Source organism: Stenotrophomonas maltophilia R551-3 (genome assembly GCF_000020665.1).
GTDB lineage: Bacteria > Pseudomonadota > Gammaproteobacteria > Xanthomonadales > Xanthomonadaceae > Stenotrophomonas > Stenotrophomonas maltophilia_L.
Genome location: NC_011071.1, coordinates 3299485 through 3311974 on the forward strand (window position 1 = coordinate 3299485; position 12490 = coordinate 3311974).

13 protein-coding genes are annotated in these 12490 nt (G+C 67.6%); 3 read left to right on the top strand and 10 right to left on the bottom strand.

The features are described from left to right. Positions 1-25 precede the first annotated feature (25 nt). Both SMAL_RS15065 and pdeM read left to right on the top strand, forming a co-directional pair. Complete coding sequence (locus tag SMAL_RS15065; protein WP_428999160.1) at positions 26-2404, top strand: ligase-associated DNA damage response DEXH box helicase; 2379 nt, start codon at positions 26-28, stop codon at positions 2402-2404. After that, positions 2394-3035, top strand: coding sequence for a ligase-associated DNA damage response endonuclease PdeM (pdeM, locus tag SMAL_RS15070; RefSeq protein ID WP_012511800.1), 642 nt, complete (start codon positions 2394-2396; stop codon positions 3033-3035). The genes SMAL_RS15065 and pdeM overlap by 11 nt, the downstream gene beginning before the upstream one ends. Before the next feature lies 1 nt (position 3036). On the opposite strand, the gene SMAL_RS15075 is transcribed toward pdeM, so the two are convergent. The 9 genes from SMAL_RS15075 to rlmD all read right to left on the bottom strand — a co-directional run bounded on the left by SMAL_RS15075 (position 3037) and on the right by rlmD (position 10371). Then, on the bottom strand, positions 3037-3306 hold the full coding sequence (locus SMAL_RS15075) for a hypothetical protein (RefSeq protein WP_012511801.1): 270 nt from the start codon (positions 3304-3306) through the stop codon (positions 3037-3039). A 182-nt stretch (positions 3307-3488) separates the two neighbouring features. Then, entirely contained in the window at positions 3489-4757 is a 1269-nt protein-coding gene (locus SMAL_RS15080; protein ID WP_012511802.1) for an FAD-dependent oxidoreductase, read from the bottom strand. A 102-nt stretch (positions 4758-4859) separates the two neighbouring features. Then, the gene (locus SMAL_RS15085; protein ID WP_005410590.1) at positions 4860-5066 is read right to left on the bottom strand and encodes a cold-shock protein; all 207 of its coding nucleotides are present in this window, start codon (positions 5064-5066) and stop codon (positions 4860-4862) included. An 88-nt stretch (positions 5067-5154) separates the two neighbouring features. After that, positions 5155-5901: an S-methyl-5'-thioinosine phosphorylase gene (locus SMAL_RS15090; protein ID WP_012511803.1), complete on the bottom strand. Its 747-nt coding sequence runs from the start codon at positions 5899-5901 to the stop codon at positions 5155-5157. Positions 5902-5983: 82 nt separating this feature from the next. After that, a complete protein-coding gene (locus SMAL_RS15095) occupies positions 5984-6538 on the bottom strand; it encodes a hypoxanthine-guanine phosphoribosyltransferase (protein ID WP_006382796.1) in 555 nt (184 codons plus the stop codon). Next, complete coding sequence (gene nagZ / locus SMAL_RS15100; RefSeq protein WP_006382799.1) at positions 6538-7545, bottom strand: beta-N-acetylhexosaminidase; 1008 nt, start codon at positions 7543-7545, stop codon at positions 6538-6540. Before nagZ ends, SMAL_RS15095 begins: the two co-directional genes overlap by 1 nt. Before the next feature lie 163 nt (positions 7546-7708). Continuing rightward, a complete protein-coding gene (locus SMAL_RS15105) occupies positions 7709-8404 on the bottom strand; it encodes a DsbA family oxidoreductase (RefSeq protein ID WP_012511804.1) in 696 nt (231 codons plus the stop codon). Between the two features lie 113 nt (positions 8405-8517). Next, entirely contained in the window at positions 8518-9003 is a 486-nt protein-coding gene (locus SMAL_RS15110) for a CYTH domain-containing protein (protein WP_032972015.1), read from the bottom strand. A gap of 33 nt (positions 9004-9036) precedes the next feature. Continuing rightward, the gene (rlmD, locus tag SMAL_RS15115) at positions 9037-10371 is read right to left on the bottom strand and encodes a 23S rRNA (uracil(1939)-C(5))-methyltransferase RlmD (protein ID WP_012511805.1); all 1335 of its coding nucleotides are present in this window, start codon (positions 10369-10371) and stop codon (positions 9037-9039) included. 127 nt (positions 10372-10498) lie between these two features. Between rlmD and SMAL_RS15120 the strand changes: the two genes are divergently transcribed. After that, the gene (locus SMAL_RS15120; RefSeq protein WP_012511806.1) at positions 10499-11227 is read left to right on the top strand and encodes a response regulator; all 729 of its coding nucleotides are present in this window, start codon (positions 10499-10501) and stop codon (positions 11225-11227) included. A gap of 532 nt (positions 11228-11759) precedes the next feature. On the opposite strand, the gene recO is transcribed toward SMAL_RS15120, so the two are convergent. Further along, on the bottom strand, positions 11760-12479 hold the full coding sequence (gene recO, locus SMAL_RS15125; RefSeq protein WP_012511807.1) for a DNA repair protein RecO: 720 nt from the start codon (positions 12477-12479) through the stop codon (positions 11760-11762). Positions 12480-12490: the final 11 nt, after the last annotated feature.

Here is a 12490-nt window from a genome sequence, read left to right on the forward strand (position 1 = left end):
GCGCTCACTGCCGTTCCAGCGCGCGATGTGGCGGCACTATCTCGCCGGCGAATCCGGGTTGCTGCATACGCCCACCGGCAGCGGCAAGACGCTGGCGATGTTCGGTGGCCCCCTGCTGCAGGCGATGATCGATCCGCCGTCGGCTCCCCGCCGCGCAAGTGCGGTGCGTCCGCTGCAGGTGCTGTGGGTCACGCCCTTGCGCGCATTGGCCAGCGACACTGCACGTGCACTGCAGACCGTGGTCGATGGACTGGGACTGGGCTGGCGCGTCGGGCTGCGCAGTGGCGACGCCAGCAGCCACGAACGCCGACAGGCACGCGAGGGCCGTGTCGATGTGCTGGTGACTACGCCGGAATCATTGGCGCTGCTGCTGAGCTATCCGGATACGCTGCCGCGCATGCGCCAGCTGCGCTGCGTGGTGGTGGACGAATGGCACGAACTGCTGGGCAACAAGCGCGGCGTGCTGCTGCAGTTGAACCTGGCGGTGCTGCGCGGCGCCGCCCCCGCGCTGCAGCTGTGGGGGCTGTCGGCCACGCTGGGCAATCTTGCCCAGGCGCGCGACGTGCTGCTGCCCGACCGTCCGGACGCACCGACCGTGCAAGGCGTCCGCCCGCGCCCGATCACGGTACGCAGCCTGCTGCCCGAACCGGGCGAACGTTTTCCGTGGGCGGGGCATCTTGGCCTTGCACAGCTGCCGCGTGTGCTGGACGCGCTGATGCAGGCGCGCAGCAGCCTGTTGTTCACCAACACCCGCGCGCAGGCCGAACTGTGGCACCAGGCGTTGGCCGCGGTCTGGCCGGAAGACCCGCAAACGCTGGCGCTGCACCACGGCTCGCTGGATCCGGCGCTGCGCCAGCAGGCGGAGGACGGCCTGCGTGCAGGCGCCCTGCGCTGCGTCGTCGCCACATCCAGCCTCGACCTGGGCGTGGATTTTCCGGAGGTCGAACAGGTGCTGCAGCTGGGCAGCCCGAAGGGCGTGGCACGCCTGCGGCAACGCGCAGGCCGCGCGCGCCATCGTCCCGGTACCAGCGGCGCTGTCCTGTGCATTCCCAGCCACGCGCTGGAACTGGCCGAGTACGCGGCCGTGCGCCGCGCGTTGCGTGAAGGCGTGGTCGAAGCACGGCGACCGCCGACGCTGTCGCTGGATGTACTGGCCCAGCATGCGGTCAGCCGCGCGCTCGCCGGCGGCTTCGACAGCGATGCGTTGCTGGCGCAGGTACGACGCACCCATGCCTTCGCCGCACTTGCTGATGATCAGTGGCAGGCGGTGCTGACATTCATCGTGCAGGGCGGCCAGGCGTTGGCCCAGTACCCCGATTTCCACAAGGTGGTGCAGGACGCCGATGGCCACTACCGCATGCATGATCGCCGCCAGGCGCTGCGCCACCGGTTGTCGATCGGCACCATCAGCAGCGATGGCAGCGTTCGCGTGCAGTTCCTGCGCGGCGGAGGCCTGGGCGCGGTGGAGGAACAGTTCGCCAGCCGTCTGCGCCGCGGTGATCGTTTCCAGTTCGCGGGCCGCCTGCTTGAGCTGGTGCAGCTGCGCGACATGACCGCCTTCGTGCGGCTGGCGCGCGGAGCTGGCGACGGCGTTGTGCCGCGCTGGCAGGGTGGCCAACTGCCGTTGTCGATGGCGCTCGGGCACGAACTGGAAGCGGTCCTGTCAGGGGCCGACGCGAGTGCCGAATCACGCTGGCTGGCACCGCTGCTGGCACTGCAGGAGCAGCTGTCCGCACTTCCGGGGCGGGACCGCCTGCTGGTGGAGGAGGTGCGGCGCCGTGAGGGCCAGTTCCTGTTCGTGTTTCCGTTTGCCGGCCGTCACGTTCACGAGGCACTGGCCGCGCTGCTGGCACTGCGCCTCACGCGCCTGCAGCGCAACAGCATCGGCTATGCGGTGAACGACCACGGCCTGGTGCTGGCACCGGCACAGGCGGTCGATCTGGACGCGCAGCAGTGGCCGGCCCTGTTCACCACCGATCAACTGCTCGATGACCTGCGCGCTGCGGTGAACCTCGGTGAGCTGGCACGCCGCCAGTTCCGTGGCATCGCACGCGTAGCGGGCCTGCTGGTCCCCAGCCTGCCGGGCGGTATGCCGCGTTCGCTGCGCCAGCTGCAGGCCTCGGCAGGCCTGCTGTACGACGTGCTGCGCGAGCACGATCCCGACCATCTGCTGCTGGCATTGGCCGAACACGAAGTGCTGCACGACAGCCTGGACCTTCCCGGCCTGCAGCAGGTACTGGCGAGGATCGGTACACAGTCCCTTTCGGTACAGCGCCCTTCATCACTCACACCGCTGGGTTTTCCGCTGTGGGCCGAGCGGCTGCGCGGGCAGTTCAGCAACGAAGACTGGCGGACCCGCGTGCAGCGCGCCGCACACCAGCTGGAACGCCGCCATGGCCGATGAACTTCCGCTGCTGCTGGCCGGCGAGCCGATGATTGTTGCCGGCACGCGCGCACTGTACTGGCCAGCGCGGCAGGCGCTGCTGATCGCCGACCTGCACCTGGGCAAGGCCGATGTGTTCCGCCGCGCGGGAATCGCGCTGCCGAGTGGCGGCACTTCGGAAGACCTGCAACGACTGCAGGTGTTGCTGGACGAGCATGCCTGTCGCGAACTGTGGATTCTCGGCGACATCCTGCATGGGCCAGCGCATCGCGCAGCGTGGTACCAGCAGTGGCTGGGCTGGCGCGAACGGAATGCCAGGCTGGACGTTCATGTGCTGCGCGGCAATCACGACCGTCAGCTGCCGCATGCCCAACTGCAGGTGCAGATCCACGAGGAAGCGCGACTGCCGCCATTCCTGCTCCGCCATGAACCAACACCGGATGCGGCGTTGCACGTGATCGCGGGGCATCTGCATCCGCAGGTTGCATTGCCTTCGCTGCGCCGGCGCTTTCCCGCCTTCTGGCTGCGCGAGCGGATCACGGTCCTGCCCGCGTTCTCCGCGTTCACCGCTGGCATCGTTCCTGCACCGGCACGCGGCGAGCGCATGCTGGCCTGCGTGGAAGGCAGCCTGGTGCAACTGCCAGCGCCGTGACTCAGGCCGGGCGGATGTCCAGCTCCTGCATCACGCGGAAATCCGGCGTGTCATCGTCACGCCGCCGCGGCAGTGCCCGGATCGCCGCAAGCATCTCCTGCGCACAGGCGCGGATACGCGCGTGATGCTCCTGCGATGCATGGCTGATCAGGCTGCCGACATGGAACTCGAACACGTCCTCCAGTACGTCGGGCTGGTCCTCGTGCAGCATCTGCAGCAGTCCGCGCAGCTTGCAGATTTCCGATTCCAGCTCTTCGACCGCGAACAACATGGCGTCCTCCTCTTCAACATCAGGCGGCGCGTCCGGGCCGCAACAGGCCGCAACGGCAGGACCGCCCGGGCCACGCGCGATGTTGATCACGGAAAGGAAAACGGGCGACGCGACGTTTGCGTGCTCCCTTCTTCTCGCATATCCGCAGTGAGGCAACCGTTAATTCACGTGACGACGCGGCTTCATGCGAGTGCTTTTGCCGTGCTGATGCGGCGTGGCTCGGCAACATCGGCCAGTGCATCGATGAAGGCAGGATCGAGTGCCAGCGAACCGAACCAGCCGTGCTGGGTGCCGCTGAGCACGCGCAGCATGTGCCCACGGCCACCGGGCAGCCGCCCCATCGGTCCCAGCAGCACGTCGCGGGCCTTCGCCCACACATCACGATCGGATTGGAACAGCGGCGTCAGCCAGCGGCTCCAGCGCTGGTATACGGCCACGTGCGCACGCCGCTGCGCCTGGTAGGCCTGCAGCGCGATCGCACCGCCGCCGTGCGCGCGCAGCGCATCACGCAGCGCCAGGGCATCCAGCAGCGCCATGTTCACGCCCTGCCCCAGTTGCGGGCTCATCGCATGCGCGGCGTCACCGGCCAGCACCATGCGGCCGTGATGCCAGCGTTTCATCACCGCATCGCGATAGACCGCGCGCGCCATCTGGCCGGGGTCGCGCAGATGGGCGAAGCGTGCAGCGGCCTGCGGCCACAGCGCGTGCAGTTCCTCCAACCAGGCTGGCATGCCATCGCTATGCCAACGCTCGAAGTCGGCACGTGGCAGGCTCCAGAAGAAGCTCAGGCGCGGCGTGTCATCACCGGGGCGCGTGCCGACGGGCAGCAGCCCGATCATCTTGCGCGCGGCCACATAGCGTTGGCGCAGCTCCTGCACGTGCGGCCAGTCTTCGGCCGGCAGCAGGCACCACAGCGCCCCCCAGGGATACACACGGTCCAGCCCGGCACCACCGGCGATGGTGGCGCGCAGCGTCGATGCGGCGCCATCGGCGGCCACCACCAGGTCGAACGGGCCATGCGTGCGCCCATCGCTGTCGCGCAGACGGCCGTGTTCGGCATCCACCTCGGCAATCGTGGTACCGGCATGCAGCTGGCCCTCGCCCGCGCGCGCCTCGTCCAGCAGCGAGAACAACGCGCCACGCTGCATGCCAAGGCCGTGAAGACGCGCATCCAGGCCGTCGTAGCGCATGTCCATCACTGCGCGCTCGCACGGCGTATCGCCATACAGGCGATGCACAGGCGCGGCATGCGCGCGCACTGAATCTAGCAGTCCCATCTGCCACAGCACCTGCAGGCCGCTGGGCTGCAGCAGGAAGCCGGCGCCCACCGGCCCCGGCGTGGGCACGCGTTCGAAGATCTCCACCTCGTGGCCGTCACGGGTGAGCAGGATGGCCAATGCCTGGCCAGCGGTGCCGTAGCCGATCACGGCGATGCGCAGTCGTTCCGTCATGGCCGCATTGTGCCCGACGCGGGTGGATCGCGAACGGGCCGCGGGCAATCCGCGCAAAAAAAACCCCGCCGGAGCGGGGTTTTCAACGCACTGTCGAGTGGATCACTCGGCCGGCGTGATGTTCGAAGCCTGGGCACCCTTCGGGCCCTGGGTCACGTCATAGGTGACACGCTGGCCTTCCTGCAGGCTGCGGAAGCCCTTGGAGTTGATGGCGGAGAAGTGCGCGAACACGTCGGCGCTGCCATCCTCCGGCGAGATGAAGCCAAATCCCTTGGCGTCGTTGAACCACTTGACGGTACCGTTCGGCATGGTGATGCGAGACCTTATGCAATGAATGGGTGGTGTACGCTGAACCCGCGCACAAGCTGAGTATGCAAAGCTTGCTCAGCGAAGACAATCACCCCCGTGCCAATTCGCCCACCAGTTCCGGAAGTCCGTTGCTGGCCGCCTGCACGTTGGCCAGCACTTCGGCCATCGTGATCTCCTCGCCGTCCCCACAGCCGGCAGCCCAGTTGGCGATGATCGCCAGGCAGGCGTAATCAAGCCCCAGCTCCCGTGCCAGCGCGGCTTCCGGCATACCGGTCATGCCCACCAGGTCGCAGCCATCGCGGCGCATGCGGGCGATTTCGGCGATGGTTTCCAGGCGCGGGCCCTGCGTTGCGCCGTAGCAGCCACCGTCATGGACCGTGACACCGGTCACTTTGGCCGCGGCCAGGATCTTGCTGCGCAGCATCGGCGTGTACGGATGGCCGAAATCGACGTGGAGCACGTCGCTGCCCTCTTCTTCACAGAGGGTGCTGATGCGGCCCCAGGTGTAGTCGATGATCTGGTCCGGGCAGGCCAGCACGCGCGGACCGAAGTCGTCGCCGATGCCACCCACCGTGTTCAACGCAAGCACCCGCCGCGCACCGATCTGCTGCAATGCGGCCAGGTTGGCGCGATAGTTGATCTTGTGCGGCGGCAGCGAATGGCCTTCACCGTGGCGAGCCAGGAAGGCCACCCGATGGCCCAGCAATGTCCCTACGCGCACCGGACCGGACGGCTTGCCGAAGCGCGTATCAACCTCGTGGGTCTGCACATCATCCAGCTTGGCCAGGTTGTAGACACCGGTACCGCCGATCACGGCCAGGGCGATCTGTTGCATTCGAAGCACTCCATGAAAAGACGAACGCCGGCACCCGAGGATGCCGGCGGTGGAAGAAGACACGCCGCGGGCGGCTGTGCCGTTATTCCTTCATCGCGTAGATGGCCGGCACGCAGCGCAGGGTTTCGTTGACGTCCATGCCGAAGCCGAACACGTAGCGGTCCGGCAGTTCGATGCCGGCGTAGTCGGCAACCACGTCCGGCAGCGCGCGGTCGTGCTGCTTCACGGTCATCGCGGCGATGCGCACGTCGGTCGCGCCCTGCTCCAGGCACCAGGTACGCACGCCCTGCAGGGTGTAGCCTTCGTCTAGGATGTCGTCGACCAGCAGCACGCGGCGGCCGAACAGCGAGGTGGCTGGCTTGTGCTTCCAGACCAGGTCGCCGCCGGTGGTTTCACCACGGTAGCGGGTCGCGTGCAGGTAATCGAACTGCACGTCCTGGCCGCGTGCGCCCAGTTCCAGCGCCAGCTGGCCGGCAAACGGCAGCGCGCCGTGCATGATGGACAGGAACAGCGGCACCTCGCCCTTGTAATCGCGCGCGATGGCGTCGGCGATACCAGCGATGGCCTTGTCGATGGTGGGGCGGTCGACCAGCAGGTCAGCCTGGGCCAGGGCCTGGGAAATGGTGAGGTTGGGCATCAGACGGTTCTTCCAAGGGTTTCAAGCAAATGGGATTGGGTGTCGCCATGGCGGGCATCGGCCAACAGGCCGTCCCAACCAAGCGCGCCGCGACCGAGCAGGCCCAGCAGCGCAGCAGTATTGAGGGAGCGTCCCTGCACCGCGTGCAGGGCTTCATCGACCAGTTCGGGGTGGCAGACCAGCACCACGTCGCAGCCGGCATCCAGGTGCGCGTGCACGCGTGCCGGCACACCGCCGGCACTGTGCGAAGCAGCCATGCCGATGTCGTCGGAGAACACCACGCCGCGGAAGCCGAGCTCGCCACGCAGGATGTCCTGGATCCAGCGCGGGGAATAGCCGGCCGGCTCAGGCGCAACCTGCGGATAGACCACGTGCGCCATCATCACCGCGTCGGCACCGGCGGCGATGCCGGCCTGGAACGGCACCAGATCCTGCGCGCGCAGCTCATCGAGCGCACGCGGATCGATCGCGGTATCCACGTGGGTATCTTCCAGCACGGTGCCGTGACCGGGGAAATGCTTGAGCGTGGCCGCCATGCCGACCGCGTGCATGCCGCGCACGTAGGCGGCAGTGAACGCGGCAACCACCTGCGGGTCTTCACTGAAGGCACGGTTGCCGATGGCGCGGTTGCCACGACCGAGATCGACCACCGGCGCAAAACTCAGGTCCAGGCCGCTGGCCCGCACTTCGCTGGCCATCAGCCAGGCGTGCTGCTCGGCCAGGGCCAGCGCCTGCTGCGGGTCGGTGGCGTACAGCGCACCGATGTCCTGCAGCGGCGGCAGCTCGCTGTAGCCTTCGCGGAAACGCTGCACACGGCCGCCTTCCTGGTCCACGCAGATCAGCTGCGGGCGCGGGGCGGCGGCACGGATCGCCGCGCTCAGATCGGTCACCTGCTGGCGCGAGGCGAAGTTGCGCTTGAACAGCACCACTCCGGCCACGGCATCGTGCTGCAACCAGTCACGCTCCTGGGCAGTCAGTTCGGTGCCGGCAACGCCGATCAGCAGCATGGTCGATCTCCACAACACGCGCCCGCATGGCGCAGTGCCGCATTGTCGCAGAACCGGCCGACAGGCGCAGTGGTCAGAAAAAGGGGACGGAGGGGATTAAGCCGCAATCGGCCCCTACGGGCTGGATACGTCTTAATTCCCTCCGTCCCCTTTTCGGATCCGGTCAGACCTTGCAGCCGTCCGGGCCGCAGGCCTCGTCTCCGTCAGCCGAAGCTGCCGGAGCGCCCTGTTCGGCAGCGATCTGGCGCAGCGCGTTGGCGAAGGCCTCCGGCGGCTGCGCCCCGGAAATGGCCCACTTTCCATCGATGACGAAGGTCGGCACCGAGGAAATGCCCAGCGCATGGGCCTGCGCCAGCTTGGCTTCGACCTCGGCCAGGCCGCGGTCGGAGGCCAGCATCTGCGCGATTTCACCCGCGTCGAGGCCGCCAGCCACGCCGGCCTTGATCAGCACCGAGGGGTCCGCCAGGTTCTGGCCATGCTCGAAGTGGGCGCGGAACAGCGCTTCGCCGACCGCATCCTGCACGCCGTGCTGGCCGGCCAGCCACAGCACCCGGTGCGCCGGCAGCGTGGTCACCCGCACCTGGCCCTGGCCGAAGTCCATCGGCAGGCCTTCTGCACGCGCAGTGGTCTGGGTCTGGCCGAGGATCTGCTCGGTCCGCTCGACGCCACCGAACTTGCGCACGTAGGCCTCGCGCAGCGGAACCGGGGTGGCGTCCGCGTCCGGATCCAGCTGGAACGGCTGCCAATGGATGTCGAGTTCAGGCGCGTCCGCGCCCAGCAACTGCACACCCTGCTGGAAACGATGCTTGCCAATCCAGCACCAGGGGCAGACCACGTCGGAGTAGATGTCGATTCTCATCCCCTCCACATGGGGGCCGACACCTTCGATAAAAGGGGACGGAGGGGATTAAGTCGCTTTCCGCACAGATGGGGTAAAGGCGACTTAATCCCCTCCGTCCCCTTTTTCTGGATTCACCACTGTGAATAGGGGTGGTTGGCGAGCGCGACGTTGTAGTAGCGGGCGTCGTCGGTGACTTCGGTACCAACCCAGTCCGGCAGGTCGATAGCCTGGTCAGCGCTGTCCAGCTCAACCTCAGCCACCACCAGGCCGGCGTTGTCGCCGAGGAACTCGTCCACTTCCCAGGTCAGGCCGGCGTACTCGACCAGATGGCGGCGCTTGTCGATCAGGCCACCCACGCACAGCGCCAGCAGTGCGCGGGCATCGTCCACCGGGATCGGATAGTCGAACTCCTGGCGGGTGTGGCCGATGGTGCGCGACTTCAGGTTCAGCGCGGCATGGTCGCCTTCGATGCGCACGCGCACCGAGGCGTTCTGGGTGCCGCGGTCGAGCGCGCCCAGGTCGTTGATGTAGCCCTGCGCCATCGGGATCACCCGGTGCGCGGCAGTGCGCCAGCCATCACTGCTGACGAGGAATTTGCGTTCGATTTCGATGCCCATCGCACCATTATGCGCGATGGGCATGACAGCCGTTCAGCGCTTCTCGAACACCGCGATGCTTTCCACGTGCGCGGTATGCGGGAACATGTCCATGGCGCCGGCGCTGACCAGGGTGAAGCCCTGCTCGTTGACCAGGTAGCCGGCATCACGCGCCAGCGAGCCCGGGTGGCAGCTGACGTAGACGATGCGCTTGAACTGCTTCAGCGGCAGCTGCTGCAGCACTTCGATCGCGCCCGAACGCGGCGGGTCCAGCAGCAGCTTGTCGAAGCCCTGGCGCATCCACGCCGTGCTGCGCTGGTCCTGGGTCAGATCGGCGCTGAAGAACTGGGCATTGGCCAGGCCGTTGCGCTCGGCATTCTCTCGGGCGCGGGCGACAAGGCCGGCATCGCCTTCCACACCCACCACTTCGCGCACACGGCGGGCCAGCGGCAGGGTGAAATTGCCCAGGCCGCAGAACAGGTCCAGCACGCGCTCGTCCTCACCCGGCTCCAGCAGATCCAGGGCATGGGCGATCATCTTCTCGTTGAGCTTGGCGTTGACCTGGATGAAGTCCAGCGGACGGAACGCCAGCTCCACGTCCCACGGCGCAAGCCGGAACGACAGCGGCACGCCCTGCCCGTCCAGCGGCTGCACGGTATCCACGCCACCGGACTGCAGGTAGATCACGAAGCCATGCTGCTGGCCGAAGGTGGCCCAGGCGGCACGATCGGCATCGCTCAGGGGCTGCAGGTGGCGCACGGTCAGGACCACGGCCTGGTCACCGGCGATGAATTCGATCTGCGGGATGTCGCGCTTGCCATCAAGCGACTCGATGAAGGTCGACAACGCCTCGACCTTGGTGCCGATTTCCGGGATCACGGTCAGGCACTGGCTGAGATCGGCCACGAATCGCGGGTCCTGTTCACGGAAACCGACCAGGGTCTTGTCCTTCTTCTCGACCCGGCGCACCGAGAAGCGGCCCTTGCGGCGGTAGCCCCAGCTCTCACCGACCAGCGGCGCCAGCACAGTGCCCGGCTTCACGTGGCCGATGCGCTCCAGGTTGTCCATCAGCACGCGCTGCTTGGCGACGATCTGCTGGTCTTCGTCCAGGTGCTGCAGCACGCAGCCAGCGCAGGTGCCGAAGTGCGGACACTTCGGGGTGACGCGCTGCGGCGAGGCCTTCAGCACTTCCACCGTACGCGCTTCGTCGAAATGGCGGCTACGGGCGGTCTGTTCAGCCATGACCACCTCACCCGGCAGGGCGCCGCTGACGAAGGTGACCTTGCCACCCTCGCCTTCACGGCGGGCGACGCCGCGACCATCATGGCTGAGGTCGAGGATTTCGGTCTGGAACGGGGTACGGTCGATGCGGGAACGGGATCGGGCCACGTGGCGACAGGCTGCGGGCAAAAATGGGCGCGTATTGTCGCAGATCCTGACCGGCAGGGTCCGGACCCGCTTGCGCCCGCCGCCGCCGTGCTTGATGATTACAGCAGCTGACATGGAGGCAGCCCTGATGCAGATGACCCCGCGGGCCAGCCGGCCCCGCTTCCTGCTTGTCGAGGACGACATCATCAGCCGCGGTTTTTTCAAAGCGGCGTTGGAAACGTTACCGGCGGACGTGGACACCGCAGACTCGTTGGCCAGTGCCCTGGCCAGCGCCGAGCCCGGCGCGCATGATCTGTGGCTGATCGACGTCAACCTGCCTGACGGCAACGGTGCGCAGTTGTTGCGCGAACTGCGCCGTTCACACCCCGATACGCCGGCGTTGGCGCATACCGCCGACGGTGATACCTCCATTCATGCCCGCCTGCGCGAGGCCGGGTTCAGCGACACCCTGGTCAAGCCACTGGGCCGCGACCAGTTGCTGAAGGCCGTGCGCCGCGCCCTGGTCAACAGCCCCGCCGGGATCGTCATGGCACAGGTGCCGGCGGCGGTCGAGCTGCAGGTCCAGGACTGGGATGAGACGGCGGCGCTGGCCGCGCTCAATGGCCAGCGCAACCATTTGATCGCCCTGCGCGAGTTGTTCCTGGCCGAATTGCCGGGCGTGCGCGATGCGGTCGAGCAGGCGGTGGACCAGCACGACGAGCGCCAGCTGCGCAGCCAGTTGCACCGGTTGCAGGCCAGCTGCGGGTTCGTGGGCGCGGCACGTCTGGCCCGTGCGGTGCGCCAGTTGCATCATGCGCCGGAGTCCGGTCAGGCCCAAGCGGGATTCCGCGCAGCGGTAGCTGCCCTGCTGCATTGAGGGTTGCTCGGCAGGGCTGCGCCCTGCACCCGCCCAAGCTTCAAGCCAGGGCAACGTCAAAGGCCAGAGCCAGAGCGGCTCTGGTTTTCTGCTTGTTGGGCGGGGCGGTGTGGGTTGGCAGGACACGCCGTAAACCCGTCCATGGGGGCTCGATGGCGCCATCCATGGCGCCAACGGTCCTGCCAACCCACACCGCCCCGCCCCCGACAGATTCCGTGTGACGGCTGGTAGATCCACGCCATGCGTGGATGAATCTCTGTCAGATATCGAATTCCAAATTGGGGTCAGATCCGTTTCCCTTCGGAAAACGGATCTGACCCCATGCCATTCCGACAGCTCGCGAGAAACTGTCGAAGGCGGGGTGGGTCCGGTTGAGGGGGCGTGAGCCGCATGGATGCGGCGACCGAGCTTACATGGACGTACTTGCAGCGGCCCCCGCAACCGGACCCACCCCGCCTACCCACGGATAGCCAGCTTCTGCTGTTGACGTTGATTCGGCAGGTGCAGGGCTGCAAGCCCTGCCGAACACCCCTCAACGCTTGGGAGCGAGCTGCTCGAGCATTTCCCAGGACTTCAGTCCTCGTGGCCCGAGGTGATGGGCCAGCACCCGCCGCATCGGCAGGCGCAGGCTGGCCAGGTCGGCGGCATCGGGCTCTTCATCGGCGGCCAGCGCCAGCAGCGCCGAGCCGGTCGCGGCTGCGCGGCGTTCGCCAGCGCGCTCGCTGAGCAGGCGCTGCGCGCCCTCCTGTGGGTCCAGTTCGTAGCGCGCGGCCGGGTCGATCGGCTGACCGTCGCTGGCACTGTCCAGCTCAAAACCCAGGCCCAGCGAGGTCAGCAGCTCGCGTTCGAACCGGCGCAGGGTCCAGGCCAGGCCCGCCCCCACTCCCAGTCGCGCACGCGCTTCGCCGTAGGCCAGGTACAGCTCCGGCAGCGGGTCCTGGCGCGGGGCCAGGCGCAGGGTCAGTTCACTCAGGTAGAAGCCGGCCAGCATCGCCTGACCAACCAGACGCGGTGCCGCGTCCAGCGCCTCGGCGCCACGCAGCTGGGCCAGCTCACCGCGCTGCAATGCGCTGAAGCGGATCCACTGCAGTGGCTGCAGGGCGGCGCGCAGCACCTGGCCCTTGGCAGTGGACACGCCGCGCGCGAGCACGCCGATGCGGCCATGCTGCGCGCTCAATACCTCGACCAGCAGGCTGGTCTCACGGTAGGCCCGTGCATGCAGCACGAAGCCGGTGTCGTCCTCGATCAGCATCGAAGCGACCG